The organism is Litorivivens lipolytica, assembly GCF_014191715.1.
GTDB classification, from domain to species: Bacteria; Pseudomonadota; Gammaproteobacteria; order Pseudomonadales; family Spongiibacteraceae; genus Litorivivens; species Litorivivens lipolytica.
In genome coordinates this window covers 1,231,993-1,246,115 of sequence record NZ_JACHWY010000001.1, presented here as the reverse complement: position 1 = coordinate 1,246,115, position 14,123 = coordinate 1,231,993, and the positions used below count along the sequence as shown (strand labels likewise).

18 protein-coding genes and 1 tRNA gene are annotated in these 14,123 nt (G+C 57.5%); 7 read left to right on the top strand and 12 right to left on the bottom strand.

All coding sequences use genetic code 11. The features are described 5' to 3' along the window. Positions 1-26 precede the first annotated feature (26 nt). The 3 genes from FHR99_RS05740 to rimO are packed head-to-tail and all read right to left on the bottom strand — an operon-like array spanning position 27 to position 2,904. Positions 27-863, bottom strand: coding sequence for an Nmad3 family putative nucleotide modification protein (locus FHR99_RS05740; protein ID WP_183409556.1), 837 nt, complete (start codon positions 861-863; stop codon positions 27-29). Continuing rightward, entirely contained in the window at positions 860-1,573 is a 714-nt protein-coding gene (locus FHR99_RS05735) for a 16S rRNA (uracil(1498)-N(3))-methyltransferase (protein WP_183409555.1), read from the bottom strand. Before FHR99_RS05735 ends, FHR99_RS05740 begins: the two co-directional genes overlap by 4 nt. A 2-nt stretch (positions 1,574-1,575) precedes the next feature. Continuing rightward, complete coding sequence (gene rimO / locus FHR99_RS05730; protein WP_183409554.1) at positions 1,576-2,904, bottom strand: 30S ribosomal protein S12 methylthiotransferase RimO; 1,329 nt, start codon at positions 2,902-2,904, stop codon at positions 1,576-1,578. Positions 2,905-3,020: 116 nt separating this feature from the next. Between rimO and FHR99_RS16310 the strand changes: the two genes are divergently transcribed. Continuing rightward, positions 3,021-3,860 (top strand): fumarylacetoacetate hydrolase family protein, encoded by an 840-nt coding sequence (locus tag FHR99_RS16310; protein ID WP_183409553.1) that lies wholly within the window; start codon positions 3,021-3,023, stop codon positions 3,858-3,860. A gap of 5 nt (positions 3,861-3,865) precedes the next feature. On the opposite strand, the gene FHR99_RS05720 is transcribed toward FHR99_RS16310, so the two are convergent. Then, positions 3,866-4,369 (bottom strand): DUF2244 domain-containing protein, encoded by a 504-nt coding sequence (locus tag FHR99_RS05720; protein WP_183409552.1) that lies wholly within the window; start codon positions 4,367-4,369, stop codon positions 3,866-3,868. Positions 4,370-4,424: 55 nt separating this feature from the next. After that, positions 4,425-4,805, bottom strand: a complete 381-nt coding sequence (locus FHR99_RS05715; protein ID WP_183409551.1) for a cereblon family protein — start codon at positions 4,803-4,805, stop codon at positions 4,425-4,427. Between the two features lie 126 nt (positions 4,806-4,931). Here FHR99_RS05715 and FHR99_RS05710 point away from each other — a divergent pair, with 126 nt between their 5' ends. Both FHR99_RS05710 and FHR99_RS05705 read left to right on the top strand, forming a co-directional pair. Continuing rightward, positions 4,932-5,570: a class I SAM-dependent methyltransferase gene (locus FHR99_RS05710; protein WP_343067412.1), complete on the top strand. Its 639-nt coding sequence runs from the start codon at positions 4,932-4,934 to the stop codon at positions 5,568-5,570. A gap of 45 nt (positions 5,571-5,615) precedes the next feature. Then, positions 5,616-6,248, top strand: coding sequence for a TetR/AcrR family transcriptional regulator (locus FHR99_RS05705; protein WP_183409550.1), 633 nt, complete (start codon positions 5,616-5,618; stop codon positions 6,246-6,248). 6 nt (positions 6,249-6,254) lie between these two features. On the opposite strand, the gene msbA is transcribed toward FHR99_RS05705, so the two are convergent. Then, on the bottom strand, positions 6,255-8,006 hold the full coding sequence (gene msbA, locus FHR99_RS05700) for a lipid A export permease/ATP-binding protein MsbA (RefSeq protein ID WP_183409549.1): 1,752 nt from the start codon (positions 8,004-8,006) through the stop codon (positions 6,255-6,257). Positions 8,007-8,055: 49 nt separating this feature from the next. Beyond that, positions 8,056-8,132 (bottom strand) — tRNA-Arg (locus FHR99_RS05695). A 134-nt stretch (positions 8,133-8,266) separates the two neighbouring features. On the opposite strand from FHR99_RS05695, the gene FHR99_RS05690 reads away from it, so the two are divergent. Both FHR99_RS05690 and FHR99_RS05685 read left to right on the top strand, forming a co-directional pair. After that, positions 8,267-8,959 (top strand): TIGR04283 family arsenosugar biosynthesis glycosyltransferase, encoded by a 693-nt coding sequence (locus FHR99_RS05690; RefSeq protein WP_343067411.1) that lies wholly within the window; start codon positions 8,267-8,269, stop codon positions 8,957-8,959. Further along, positions 8,946-9,584: a TIGR04282 family arsenosugar biosynthesis glycosyltransferase gene (locus FHR99_RS05685; RefSeq protein WP_183409548.1), complete on the top strand. Its 639-nt coding sequence runs from the start codon at positions 8,946-8,948 to the stop codon at positions 9,582-9,584. Before FHR99_RS05690 ends, FHR99_RS05685 begins: the two co-directional genes overlap by 14 nt. 9 nt (positions 9,585-9,593) lie before the next feature. On the opposite strand, the gene FHR99_RS05680 is transcribed toward FHR99_RS05685, so the two are convergent. After that, the gene (locus tag FHR99_RS05680; protein WP_183409547.1) at positions 9,594-10,079 is read right to left on the bottom strand and encodes a hypothetical protein; all 486 of its coding nucleotides are present in this window, start codon (positions 10,077-10,079) and stop codon (positions 9,594-9,596) included. Between the two features lie 368 nt (positions 10,080-10,447). Between FHR99_RS05680 and FHR99_RS05675 the strand changes: the two genes are divergently transcribed. Then, entirely contained in the window at positions 10,448-11,767 is a 1,320-nt protein-coding gene (locus FHR99_RS05675; protein ID WP_183409546.1) for a hypothetical protein, read from the top strand. On the opposite strand, the gene FHR99_RS05670 is transcribed toward FHR99_RS05675, so the two are convergent. Further along, a complete protein-coding gene (locus tag FHR99_RS05670) occupies positions 11,764-12,105 on the bottom strand; it encodes an SUI1 family translation initiation factor (RefSeq protein ID WP_183409545.1) in 342 nt (113 codons plus the stop codon). The genes FHR99_RS05675 and FHR99_RS05670 overlap by 4 nt on opposite strands. 53 nt (positions 12,106-12,158) lie before the next feature. Here FHR99_RS05670 and FHR99_RS05665 point away from each other — a divergent pair, with 53 nt between their 5' ends. Continuing rightward, positions 12,159-12,380, top strand: a complete 222-nt coding sequence (locus FHR99_RS05665) for a SlyX family protein (protein ID WP_183409544.1) — start codon at positions 12,159-12,161, stop codon at positions 12,378-12,380. On the opposite strand, the gene FHR99_RS16435 is transcribed toward FHR99_RS05665, so the two are convergent. The 3 genes from FHR99_RS16435 to FHR99_RS05650 all read right to left on the bottom strand — a co-directional run bounded on the left by FHR99_RS16435 (position 12,381) and on the right by FHR99_RS05650 (position 13,983). Then, a complete protein-coding gene (locus tag FHR99_RS16435) occupies positions 12,381-12,776 on the bottom strand; it encodes a cold-shock protein (protein WP_281388579.1) in 396 nt (131 codons plus the stop codon). Between the two features lie 111 nt (positions 12,777-12,887). Continuing rightward, on the bottom strand, positions 12,888-13,706 hold the full coding sequence (locus FHR99_RS05655) for an SDR family NAD(P)-dependent oxidoreductase (RefSeq protein ID WP_183409543.1): 819 nt from the start codon (positions 13,704-13,706) through the stop codon (positions 12,888-12,890). Between the two features lie 67 nt (positions 13,707-13,773). After that, on the bottom strand, positions 13,774-13,983 hold the full coding sequence (locus FHR99_RS05650; protein WP_281388577.1) for a cold-shock protein: 210 nt from the start codon (positions 13,981-13,983) through the stop codon (positions 13,774-13,776). Positions 13,984-14,123: the final 140 nt, after the last annotated feature.

Genomic DNA, 14,123 nt, shown 5'->3' with positions numbered 1-14,123 from the left:
CTCGTGAATTTCAGCATGCCGTCCTTTCAGTGGTTTTTGGTGATCAGATTTCCAGCCCAGCGTTTTGCCGCCGGGTAATGAGCGCTGTCGAGGACAAATTCCTGACCTCGGGCCGCCGCTTGCAGCTCGCACCAGCGGGGTTTTAACTGCCAGCGCTCAGGGCGCCGATGATAGCTCAAAGGCGGCTTGTCTTGCGAGGGATAAAACCAGCGCGGCAGGCGCCATTGGGATACGGTGCGGGCCTTCGGCGCAGTCAGTTTCAGGGTTGGCTTGAACCGGGGAAAACAGCCTGCCCCCGGCAGCGCGTCGGTCAGCCCCGGCAGTTCCAGTTGACGGCGGGCCACATAGAGAGTGTTCCCCGGCAGGTCGGAGCGGCCAGCGTGGGGATGATTTTGGGCCCAGACGGGGAGAGTCTCTGCAGGTGTCAGCGGCCACACCTCATCTATCTGGAACCAGCCCCACAGCACGTGGCGGGCTGGTGTGGCCTCCCATTGCCAGCGGCCGTCAGCGAATGCCACCTGCCGGAACAGGCCAAAAAATAAAAACAGGTCGCCCGGGCCGACGTTGTGGTTGCGCAGGTGGCTCTGGGCCGCGCCGAACTGCCCGAACAGTGGGCGCCAGCCTCGTTTACGCTTTATCGCGCCAGCGTCGATATCCGGGTCGAGATGAGCTCCGTTCTGATCACCTAGCCGTTCGCGGGTAAGGTCCCGGATTAGCCCGTTTGGCAGATTGATAGCACCGTAGGTGGTCGTTGAGTGTGCATCGGGAATGGGCAGAGACAACAGGCGACCATCGGGCAATATCGGGCTGGGGCAACCGCCGGCACTGGAATCAAAGCCTTTTCGGCTGAGGACAATCTTCACGGAAACAGTTTGGCTAACAGGGTAGGCACGGCGCTTTCGACGCGCAGGATACGCTCGCCCAGCGACATGGTCTGCATGCCCGCGAGCAGGAGTTTTTCAACTTCGTAGGGAATAAATCCGCCTTCCGGGCCGACGGCCAGAACCGTGGGCTCGGTGATGGCCTCAGTAGGGATCGCGTCGCCATAGGGGTGGGCCAGCAGGGCTCGCTTGCCCTCAAGCAGAGCGGGCAACCGGTCCTCAACGAAGGGTTTGAAGCGGTTTTCTACAATGAGTTCCGGCAGCACGGTATCGCCGGCCTGTTCAAGACCTTCCAGAAAATAGGAGGCGATGCGTTCGGTCTGAACCAGCGGGCTCTGCCAGTAAGACTTCTCGACCCGATAACTGTTCAGCAGAATCAGTTTTTCAATGCCCAGCTCGGCGGCGGTGCGGCAAATACGGCGCGCGGCTTTGGGGCGAGGCAGGGCGAGGATGAGTGTCAGCGGGAGTTTGGCAGGGGGCGGCCGAGTGCAGACTAGATCGCTCAGTATGGAGCGCTCGGGAGTCGTTTCTTTTAGTGTGGCCGAACCGATGTTACCACCGAGCATGCCTACCTTCAGGGTATCGCCGGGCGCGCTGTTGAGTACCGTGCGCAGGTGGTGGTGGCGGCGATCTGCCAGGGTAACGCAGCCCTCCGCTGTGACTTCCTGTGGCTCAAGCAGCAGCAGGTTCATACTCAGGCCGCGCTGGGTACGCCCCAGAGGTCGTATTCGTCGGCGCCGACAATATCGACCAGCAGGGCGTCGCCCGGTTGCAGGTCGGTGATGCCGTCGAGGTAGACCTTGCCGTCGATTTCGGGGGCATCGGCGTAGCAGCGGCCGATGGCGCCTTCTTCATCCACCACGTCGATCAGGACTTCCAGCTGCTGACCAATGCGCTCCTGCAGGCGGGCGGCGGAGATGCGTTGCTGGGTTTCCATAAAGCGCTCCCAACGCTCCTGCTTGATCTCGTCAGGTACCGGGTCCGGCAGGTCATTGGCCGTCGCGCCGTCAACGGGCGAGTACTGGAAACAGCCGACCCGATCGAGTTGGGCTTCTTCGAGCCAGTCGAGCAGCATTTGAAAATCGTCTTCGGTTTCGCCGGGAAAGCCCACGATAAAGGTCGAGCGAATCACGAGGTCCGGGCAGATTTCACGCCAGGCTTTAATCCGCTCCAGGGTTTTTTCCTGATTGCCGGGGCGCTTCATCAGCTTCAGTACGCGGGGGCTGGCGTGCTGAAAGGGAATGTCGAGGTAGGGCAGAATCTTGCCTTCCGCCATCAGCGGAATGACCTTGTCCACGTGGGGGTAGGGGTAAACATAGTGCAGGCGGACCCACACGCCCAGTTCACCCAAGGCCACCGCCAGATCCTGCATGCGGGTTTCCAGCGCATTGCCGTCGACAAAATCGAGTTTGTATTTCAGATCCACGCCGTAGGCGCTGGTGTCCTGTGAAATAACCAGCAACTCGCGGGTTCCGTTTTCAACCAGCTGTTTTGCTTCGGCAACCACATCGGCGATGGGGCGGGATACCAGGTCGCCGCGCATGGACGGAATAATGCAGAAACTGCAGCGGTGGTTACAGCCTTCAGAAATCTTAAGGTAGGAGTAGTGCCGCGGCGTGAGCTTGATGTTAGGTACCAGATCGATATGCGGGTTGTACTCGGTTTTCTTCTCGCTAGGCACATACTGATGCACCGCGCCGACCACCTGCTGATAGTCTGCTGGGCCGCTAACGCTGAGCACGCCGGGGTGGGCCTGTTGGATGGTTTCCGCATCCTTGCCCTTGCCCATACAGCCCGTCACAATCACTTTGCCGTTTTCGGTCATTGCCTCGTTGATGGCGTCGAGGGATTCCTGTTTGGCGCTGTCGATAAAGCCGCAGGTGTTGACCACAACAACGTCGGCGTCTTCGTAACTGGGCACTATGTCATAGCCGTCGAGGCGCAGTTGAGTAAGAATGCGCTCGGAGTCGACCAGGGCTTTGGGGCAGCCCAGACTGACAAAGCCGACTTTGGAATTGGACATAAAAACCTCGGGTTGAGCAAAATGCGTAGCGCGCCAGCGGCGTGGGGCCGCCATTCTACCTGAGCGGAACCGCGACAGCCACGGTACCGCTCCCCGAGCCACGCAGGAGAACCTTCGTGTTCCGAACCTTACAACACCTTCTTTTCGCAAGCACCGTGCTGCTGGTGTCCGCCTGCAGCAACTTGGTAATACAGGACGATCCCGGCCGTGAGCCGCCCAAAGGGCCCTTTCAGGCGCCGTACTTAAGTGTGACGGCCGAGCAGGCCATTACCCTGGAGACGGCGTATCGGCATCAACGCCGTGCGGTGCTGGAAGCCCTTGATGGTCGCTCGCCCGTTGGCTTCAAAGCCGGTTTGACCAGTGTCGCGGGGCAGCAGCGCTTTAACCTGCGTGAACCCGTTGCCGGGGTGCTGTGGCCTGATTCGGCCTTGCGTTTTGATGGCGATAAGGCTGTGATCAAACGTGCTGATTTCCGCAAACCCATGCTGGAGATGGAGTTGGCCTTCCGTGTGAATACGCTGATTCCCGAACCGCTGGCTGATGTGTCTGAAGTGCAGTATGTGGTGGCTGAAGTGATGCCGGCGTTGGAAATTCCCGATCTCGGTTTTGACAGTACAGTGGGTATGACCGGCGAGGCGATTGTGGCGGCAAACGCCGGCGCTCGCGCTTTTCTGCTGGGCCCCGCGCTGGATCCGGAGTCCGTGGATATTAATGCGGTTCGCGCGCGTCTGCGCCTTGATGGCAGCACCCTGCAGCGCGGGGACGCCACTCAGGTCATGGGTAATCAGTGGAAGGCGCTGTTCTGGTTAATCAACACGCTGGTGGAGCAGGGGTGGGTGATTCAGCCGGGACAGGTGCTCCTCACCGGCGCGATGGGCAATATGATTCCGCTGGAAACAGGCGTTTACGAAGCCCATTTCAATGGGCTCGGTTATCTTCGTCTGCAGGTGGAATAAGGGCGTCAGGCCTGCCAGCTGTCATGATGGCTGTAACCGCGGGTCGCCAGTCCCAGGGTTCGCAGTGTCGAGATTAGTTGCTGACTATCTTCCCGGGTCAGAAATTCCCCGATTTCCACCTGGCTGCTACCCTGGCACAGACTGATACACAGCGGGCTACTCAGGTCGTCATCGGATACGTGAAGGGCGACTTCCTCCACCGGCCATTGCCAGCTTTGGCTGGGCCAACGGTAGCCTTTTTCTATGCGCAGTAAGCCCTGTTCCAGCCACAGGATGTGACGGTGATGCTGGTGCCGGTTAACCCAGTATAGAGCGCTGCCAAGGGCCAGCATTTCCAAGCCCGCAAAGGGCAGGATCAGCCATGCACCGATGGCCGCAAAACCCAGCGCAACCACGGCGCTGACCAGCCCGACGGCCAGAATAATCTGCCGGTTCATCTGCCAGTCTGCCGAGCAGTTGGGTTGGAGAATAAGACAGTAGCCCTTATTGTTTTTCTTTAGCTCAATCACAGAGGAATGCCTCCACTGTCAGGTTGATTGTCTTTTGTCGTAATCGCTCGGCCGGCTAACCCGAGATGGCCAACCGGCTGATGATCAGGCCAAAGAAACTGTCCTGATCGTGATTTTCGTAATACCAGCCCATATGTTCGTGACATTCGCTGCAGGTGGCGTACTGCCAGTAAAAGGTACGGAACCAGCTGAAAGCGGGGGTGGGAGGACCGCTGATAGTGCAACCCGGTGCGACCTCAAAACAGGCCAGCTGAAAAGTGATGTTGTGGGGGTTAACGACGCGGTGTTCGTGGGCGCCCTGTACGCTGAGGCGCGCCTGCTTGTGGGTAATAGGCGACAGACAGAGGCTGCAGAGGATGTAGTCCTCCGGTCGGCGCTCTTCCTGCTGGAGGCACTGGTCCAGCCAGCCGGGCAGTATCGTGTCTTCAGTGGCCATTGTCGTTACAATGCTCCGCTGCTCAGGGTGAGCCTTGTCACCCGGTCTACGATACTCAGTATAGGATGAGTGTAATTGTCCCGCCAATATCAGAACACGGAATTAACCCGGTGTGTGGAGCGCTCGGTGCGCGGAGCCCGTATTGAGGCCACACCGCTGCCGCTGGTGCCGGAAATTTCACTGTTTCTGCTAAACGAAGATTATCCCCAGCATGGCCTCACCGATGAGGAGGTTCGCTGGCTTATGGACAACCCCGCCTACTGGTGCTTCTGCTGGGCCAGTGGCCAGGTGCTGGCGCGTTTTGTGCTGGATAACCCTCAGTGGGTGGCGGGCAAAACGGTGATGGACTTTGGCTGTGGTTCCGGGGTGGTGGCCATTGCCGCGGCGATGGCGGGTGCTAGGCGGGTAATCGCCTGCGACCTCGACGGCGATGCTCTCCGTGCCACTGAGTTAAATGCCGAGCTGAATGGCGTAGTGCTCGAATGTATCGATGATGCGGATCATTTCAGCGAGCACTGCGATCTTTTGATCGTGGCGGACGTGCTCTACGATCGGGCCAATCTGCCCTTGCTGAAAACCTTTCTTGAGCGCGCCGATGATGTGCTGTTGGCGGACTCCCGGATTCGGGATTTCTCCGAGCCGGGCTATATTCGCCTTGGCGGAGAGCGAGCCTTCACGGTGCCGGATCTGGCTGAGTCCGAAGAATTTTCCCATGTCAGTCTGTATCATGGCGGGCTCACGGTGCAGCAGGCAGGCTCAGGATGAAGCCTTTTAACACAACGACAGAAAATCACGGTTGGGCAAAAGCAGATGAATGACATCACGCCGGAGGGAACCCGCGAACGCCTGATACTGACGGCGGAACAGCTGTTTGCGAGCAAGGGGATTGAATCTGTCTCCCTGCGCGAAATTGCCCGCACCGCGGGTCAGAAAAACGTCGCGGCGATGCAATATCACTTTGGTGATCGCGAGGGCTTGTTCAGCGCGATTCTCGAATATCGCATGCGGAATATTGACGCCTTCCGCACTCAGCTGCTGCAGGCCTGTGATGAGGCCGGTGAGGGCGAGCAGTTGCCCGCATTGCTGCGCTGTCTGGTGGTGCCGTTTGTGGAGCATATTCGACAGGCGGGGCTGGATAGCCACTACATTGAATACCTCGCTCGGCTTCAGGTGAGCTATCCGGAATTTCTTGCAGAGGCGAGCCTGACGCGACCTTGGCAGGCGAGTGTGAAAGCGATCAGTCAGCGTATTCACCACCTGATTCCCGGCCCGGAATCCCTGCGCAACCAGCGTCAGCTAATGATCGGCATTTGCATGATTCACAGCGTAGCCGCCTTTGAGCGCGGCTTGCGGGAAGGGCGATACCAGTTGAGCGAGCTGGAGGCCTTTACCGACAACCTGATCGATGCCCTGTGCGGGATCGTGCTTCCTCCACAGGGCTAAGCCAATTTATTCTTCAAACCCCTGTTCATAGAGGGTTGAGTAGTAACCTTTCTGTTCGAGCAGCTCGGCGTGGGTGCCGCGCTCGACAATTTCACCACCGTCCATAACCAGAATCTGATCCGCGTTGACGATGGTCGACAGCCGGTGAGCAATGACCAGTGTGGTGCGATTCTTCATAAACTCGGTCAGGGCCGTCTGAATAGCGCGTTCGGACTCGTTATCGAGCGCCGAGGTGGCTTCGTCGAGTACCAGCAGTGGTGTGTTTTTCAGCAGGGTGCGTGCAATGGCGATGCGTTGGCGTTGGCCGCCGGACAGCTTCACGCCGCTTTCGCCGACCATCGTTTCAAAACCTTCCGGGAGGCTTTCGATAAAGCCGGTGGCGTGGGCGGCATCGGCGGCGCGGCGGATGGCTTCCATGTCACCGAAAGCGGCATTGCAGCCATAGGCGATATTGTTGGCGATGGTGTCATTAAACAGCACCACGTTCTGGGTGACGATACCTAGCTGGGAGCGATAGTCGTAGAGGTCGTAGTCGCGAATATCGACGCCATCCACTCGTATCTCCCCGACTTCATAGTCATAGAAGCGGGCAATCAGTGACGCCAACGTTGATTTTCCGCTGCCGGAACGGCCGACCAAGGCGGTGACCTGACCTGGTTTGGCAGAGAAATTGATGTCGCGCAAGGCGGGCGTTTCCGGGTTGTAGCCAAAGCTCAGGCCACTTACCTCGATTTCGCCGCGCAGGCTTTCAACGCGCTTGGTCCCGGTGTTTCGCTCAGTCGGTAGATCCAGCATGGCGAAGATATTGATGGCGGCGGCAATGCCTTTCTGGATCATGGCATTCACACCGGAAAGCTGGCGCACCGGTTTGGGTATCAGGCCAATGGTGGTGATATAGGCGACATACTGACCGGTGGTCATCTCTGACAGGAATTCCGGAGCGAGAATCAGAAACACGATCACGCCCATCGCAGCGACAATGATCAGCTGCATCACCGGCGTATTGAGCGCCTGGATTTTGACCATTTTCATCTGTTGCTTGTAGTTTTTCTCGTTCACATTTACGAAGCGCTCGGTTTCACGCTCCTCACCGAGAAAGGTCTTCACCATGCGGTTGCCGACAATGGCTTCCGAGCAGACCTGGGTGATTTCGGCGACGGAGTCCTGAACCTTGGTAGAAAGCTTGCGCAATCGCTTGCCAACATTAACTACGATAAGGCCGATAAAGGGCGCCACCGCAAAAAAAATCAGCGACATTTTCCAATTCAGGTAAAAGGCGTAAGCGAGCAGGCCGATGACCGTAAAACCTTCGCGAATCAGGGTGCGAATGGCGTCGGTCGCCGCGCCGGTGACCATGCCGGTATTGAATACCGTACGGGCAATAATCTGGCCGCTGTTCTGTTCGTCGTAGTAATTGACCGGCAGTCGCATCAAGTGGCTGAAAATTTCAGTGCGCAGGGTGGTGACAATGCGCGTACCCACCATCGCCATAAAGTAACTGCCGAGAAAGGTACCGACGCCGCGAATCAGATACAGGCCGGCAATGGCCGGTGGAATCCAGTAGCGCGCGTTGTGATCCTTGTTTTCAATCGCGTCGACCAGCAATTCCAGCAATTTAGCCTGACCCGGTGTGGTGGCGGCGAAAATCATGAAACCGACGATACTAATGGCGAAGGCCGGCAGCAGGGGTTTCAGGTATTTCAGCAGGCGGAGGTAAATCTGCCAGCCCGTTTCCTGCTGTTCTTGCGTAGTAGCCAATTGACGTCTCCACTGGCTTGCGACCGCCGCGACGGGCTGTCTGAAAATGTGGTGCCCCGATCAGGATTCGAACCTGAGACCTGTCCCTTAGGAGGGGACCGCGCTATCCAGCTGTGCCACCGGGGCAGGCAAAGGCGGCTATTCTAGCTTGTGTGCCCTGCGGGGCCAACCGCGGACTTGGCAAACCACTCATGGGCCGCAATACTGCGCCAATCTGAAGTCATTTCCACGTTGCAGTATGTAAATCACAGGGAGACATTGTGCCGCCTACCTTGTCCATTGTTATGCCGGTTTTAAATGAGGCGCAGCAGCTCGCGTCGATGAGGCCGTGGAGCAAAGGCGCCGGTGATGTTGAGTGGATTGTGGTCGACGGGGGGAGTCGCGATAACAGTGTTGCTCTGGCCATGAAAACCGGAGCAAAAGTGATCGAATCCGTGGCGGGCAGGGCCCGGCAGATGAATGCCGGCGCAGCGGTGGCAATGGGTGACTATCTGCTTTTTCTGCACGCGGATACGGTATTGCCCGATAATCTGGATCAGTTTTTAGCGACATTAAAAGCAAAAAAGCCTACGTGGGGATTTTTCCGGGTGTGTCTGCAGCCGTCTGGCGGTCTGTTGAACATTGTTGCGGGCGCTATGAACCTGCGTAGTCGCCTGACGCGGGTTGCGACCGGTGATCAGGCGCAGTTTATTCGTCGTGCCGACTTTGAGCGTATGAAAGGCTTTGCAGATATTCCATTGATGGAAGATGTGGAAATCAGCAAGCGACTGCGCCGTCAGGTCCGGCCGATGATTTGGGCGCAGCCGGTAATAACCTCGAGTCGCCGCTGGCAAAAGCACGGTGTGCTGAAAACCATCTTGCTGATGTGGAGCCTGCGGCTGCAGTACGTGCTCGGCGTATCCCCCGAGATATTGCACAAACGTTATAGCGGAGAATCTGTTGACGCTCAGTGACAAGGTAGCGGTCTGCCTGTTCGCCAAGGCCCCGCAGTTGGGGCGGGTGAAGACCCGGATGCAGCCGCATCTGACGGAACAAGAAAGTCTGGCTCTGCACTGCGATTTGCTGGACCTATGCTGTAGCCAGCTGGCGGCACTGGATCGTGGCGCTTTTCAGGTTGAGCTGCATGTGACCGAGCAACATGCGTTTCTGGATCAGTTGGGAAAGAAATACCACTTGCCGATTCAGCTGCAAAACGGCGCGAATCTGGGGGCGCGCATGAGTCATGCGGTTAGACAGGCCTTGCAGCGGTATCGGAACGTCATATTGGTTGGGGCTGATTGTCCGTCGATGAATGCGAGGGAAATCGAACGCTTGCGTCATGCGCTAAGTCACCATCAGGCTGTCATGGTGCCGGCATTGGACGGGGGGTATGTGGCGTTGGCGCTCAAGCAGCACGCGCCGGAGTTGTTTTGCAATATGCCATGGGGTGGCGACACGGTTGCGGCTGAAACGCTTGAGCGGCTTGAAGCGCTACAGTGGTCTTTTGATTGTATGCCTGCACAGACGGATATCGATCGGCCGGAAGATTTGAAAACGTTGGCAGGGCAGCTCCGTCAGTGGGCTGAAAAATCGCTCTAACGTGAACGATCAGGCGACGGCCAGTTCCGCCCGATATTGATTCAGCCAGCCGCTGAACTGGCGTTCACGTTGGCGTTGGCTTTGGTCCTTGGCGAAGCATTTGAACCACAGTTGACCCAGTTGTGCGGCATCGCAGAGTTGCGGCAGCACGATTTCCTCACGCTGGTATATCAGCCAGGCAATGGCCGTGGCATAGCTTAAATTCCAGCTCAATTCACTGTCGGGGTCTTCGAGAAAGCGGTGTTGGCTCGCCAGTCCGCGAACCTTGCTTGCGAGGTCAGGTTTAAAGGCGAGGTAGGTGTCCCAGATTTGCCGATGTTGTTCAGGTGTAATCTGATAGATGCCGAGGCCGGCATCGTCTTTGTGCAAGGGGTTGAGTTCGGACTCCAAAGCGGCAGTTCCCAGCAGCAATTCCTCAGCGACGCTGGATTCAACCCCGAGATAACGCAGGGTGGGGCCGATGATCTGATCTCTAAGCTCGAATGCGTTCATCATTGCTCGGACTCTCCGCGCCAGAAGCCTTTTGTGCGAGGCCACTCTCGCAATTGGAGGGCGCTCTTGTAATTATTGACTTCAGCAATCGCACGTTTACTGCAACCGGAGAACGTAACTTCTCCGCTCTCTTGAGTGTACAGATAGCCCAATTTTTAACCAAAGTCAAAAAGTTTCGTATTTTTAGTGGATTAGATCACTTTATTTAGGGTAAATAGCGAAAGTCTAGCTAAGTGATTCTACGTATTGATCTTGTGAGATTTTCGCCTTAATCGCTAAGTTATTGTTTTTTAATCATAAGTCGCTATTCTAGGGCGATAGCTGATAATTGGCTTGCGGTGTTCTATGGCGATTCAGGAGAGGGGAAAGGCATGACAGAAACGGGAGTGGTTTTGCCTTGGTGGCTGCTGAGCCTGTTCGCCGGTGTCCTCCTGACCGTTGGGGTATGGCGCCAGGAAAGTCTTCGGCGCTGGTGTGCACAGCGCCTCTCCGGTGCTGCCGAACAGCTGCATCGCTGGTGCAATCGGCTGGAATTACATTTGGCGCGCCTGCACATTCGAACCGATGATGCGTTTGCCTCGTTTGCGACTTATCTTGCCGCCATGCGTTATCAGATGGCCGTAATAGACTTTAATCGTTTGCTGACAACCCGCTGGCAGCGCACCGAAAATCTCTGCACCGATAGTGATGGGCTTATTGCCCAAGCCGCGCAGGAGCTTGAAAACGCCAAGCTGGAACGACCCGATGCGCCGGAATGGGTGGTGGCAGCTGACGCGATTGGTAAATTACCCGCAGGGAATAGCCAGCCCGCCACATCCAAAATACTGGAAGCCATGTTATCCGCGGCCAATACTCAGCATGAGGAAGCCTTGCGGGAGTTCCGCTGGGCTGCCGCAGTGCGGGCTCGAGCTTTGCTTGCCAGCGCAGCTTACTGGCGAAAACTCAATGCGCGACTGGAAGCGATAGAGGCGTATTGGTGTGATATCCGTAATTCTAGCCAGCATCTAGCAAAAGCCGGCGCCTATGCCGAACAGTCAGAGCGTGAGTCTCGCCGCCGTCGTTTGGTGCGGGGTGTGGGCAATGGGCTGGTGGCGACGGCATTGCTGGCGGTGTCTGCCTGGGTGACTGTGTTTCTGCTCGGACATTTTCGTGAATCCCTGAGCGCTGCGGGCAGTCAATGGCCGGGCGCATGGTCTGCGTTGTACCTGATCGGCCTATTGTTGCTGGGATCGCTGGTGATTTGCGCGCTTCGCTGTTCCGATGTATTTCCCGGTGTCGCCGAGCTGCCGGCCCGTTGGCGGCGAAGTCTCGTCGCGCTCGGGCTGGCCTTGCTGGTCGCCACAAGTATGTCGAGCATGGAGCTGGTCGCGGCTGACCTGTTTACCGTACAGGTGGCTGCCGGGTGGAGTGAAGGCAGCGCTCGCTGGTTGTCCGGATTGCTGTATCTGATGCCGCTGCTGTTGGCCAGTCAGCTCTGCTTGCTGGCACACTGGTTGCGTTCAACCAAGCCGCTGTCCTTGCTGGCACTGGAATCGGTCATCCGCATGCTGACGCTGCTCCTGAAAGGTGTGGAGTGGCTGGCGAGAGCGGCTTATCGCGTGGTCGCCCTAAAAGGGCAGATGACCCTGCCAGCAGGGGCTGAACCTATTAAGCTGGTGGCAGACAACTCAGGCAAACGGGCGAACAGTTAACCGCCCGCGAGCTTCACGGTAAAACCTTCTTTCTCCAGCAGGGGTTTGAGTGCGACGCGCTGATCCCCCTGGAATTCCAGGACATGATCCTTCACGCTGCCGCCGGTGCTGAGCTTTTGGCGCAGGGTTTTGGCGAGCACCTTAAGTTCTTTCTCCGCCAGCGGAATACCGGTGACCAGCGTCACGCCCTTGCCCTTGCGGCCCTTGGTTTCCCGCTGGATGCGGACAATGCCGTCGCCGGCCGGCGCTGCCCGATCAGAGCTGCAGCGGCATTGATCGATGGCCTGGTCACAGCCCGGGCAAATGCGGCCTTGGTCGGTTGAATATACGCGGCTCATATTCCTGACTCCCGCGGGTCAGTATAATGCCCGCCACTGTGGAGGAATGATTGTTGAAGACACTGGAAATGGAGGAGTTGCTGCAGGATCTGCAGACCCGTTACGCCTATCAGGAGGATCTTTTGAACAGCCTGAATGCGGTAGTGGTGGCGCAGGGTCGGCAGATAGAGCAGTTGGAGCGGCAGTGTCAGCACCTGCAGCAGGTCATCCGCGATATGGCGGATGACGTGGAACAGATGCGACCGGCTAGTAATGAACGCCCTCCGCACTACTGATCAGACGGCCCGCACGTCCTCGGCTTGCGCGCCTTTTTCGCCTTGGGTCAGCACGAATTCCACCTGCTGACCTTCCTGCAGGCTGCGACGGCCCTTGCCGCGAATCGAGCGGAAGTGCACGAATACATCATCACCATTATCGCGGGTGATAAAGCCAAAGCCCTTGTTCGCGTTAAACCATTTTACTTTGCCGGTTTCGCGCTGCGGGGTCATCTTTTCCATCATTACCGGCAGCCAGGGGCTGACCAGGAACGAGACCAGACTCACCAGAAAAAAACCGCCGAAGGTGTTGAGCAGGGTCGCATCAAAGGCCGGGGTGTCACTGCCCAGCAAGGAGATGGCTGTGGCAATACCGCCAAGAGCAAGGGCGGCCAGAAGTTTTGTAATAAATACCATGGGTCTCTCTATAAATACACGTTAAATCAGGGTGTTAGCGCGCGACCGCAGGAATGTAGGCGGCGCGCGGCGCAAAAGTTTACCACGTCAACGAGAGAGGCTCTAATCCGATTAGAGTTTCGTGAGACCGAAGCGTTTGCTGAGGATGCGATCCAGCACCCGATGCGGCAGGCGACTCAGGTTATAAAGCTGGCGGGCGCCCGATGCGACCTTGATATAGGGTTGTTGGGGGCGCTGGATAGCGGCGTTCACAATCTGATCGGCCACCTCCTCGGCAGGGCTGCCATTTTTCTGGGACAGCTCCGCCCGCTCCTGAATATGGCTGAGAATTTTGCGATAGCGGGATTGCTCCGAAAAGGTTCTGTCCAGCTGCTCACGGGCGGTCTTTCCAAAATCACTGCGGATACCACCGGCCATCACGCACTGAACCTTGACGCCAAAGGGCGCCAGTTCTCTGCGGATGGCGTCGTTCAGACTGTGCAGTGCACTTTTCGAGGCGCAGTAGCCACCGGCAAAGGGCGTGGTCAGGTGGGCGGACACACTGCCGATATTGACGATGGTGCCACCGGTTTCAATCAGTTGCGGTAGGAGCGCCTGGGCGAGTGCCAGTGGCGCGACAGTGTTGGTATGCAATTGCTGCTGGAGTACCTTCCAGTCCAGTTCGATGGCAGGACCCATCTGGCCGTAGCCGGCGTTGTTGAACAGTAGTGAAACAGGGCCGGCTAGCACCTGCCAGCGCTCGGCTTCTGCGGGGAAGCTGTCCGGGTCGTCGAGGTCCAACGCGACTTTATGCAGGTTGGGGTGGTGCAGTGGAATGCGTGAAGGTTCGCGGGAAGTGGCGATTACTCGGAAATCGCGTTGCAGCAAAGCGTCGGTCAACGCAAGGCCCAGCCCGGCGCTGGCGCCGGTTACCAATGCAGTTCGTGTCATCCGTCCCTCGGTAGGCAGCCTGAAAGCCGATTACCTTAACGCGATGTGAGGCGTGGGTGAATACGCCTTACACTTTGAGGACGTCTTCCGCCTGAAACCCCTTTGGGCCTTCAACCAGATTGAACTCGACCGTCTGGCCTTCATCCAGCGTTTTGTAGCCATCGCCTCGGATGGAGCGAAAATGCACGAAGACATCATCGCCGCCTTCCTGGGTGATAAAGCCAAAACCCTTGGCATTGTTAAACCATTTGACGGTACCGGTCATACGGTCACTCATGGGACTTCTCCAGATAGCATTCCCGCAACCGCACAAACGCAACGCGACCGTGGCCGCATAGTGCAGATTGAAAAGCAGCGGGAGTTTGGAGGCAGAAGGTACTGCCTACTTCAGAAAGCCGATATAAGGCGTCGTTATTT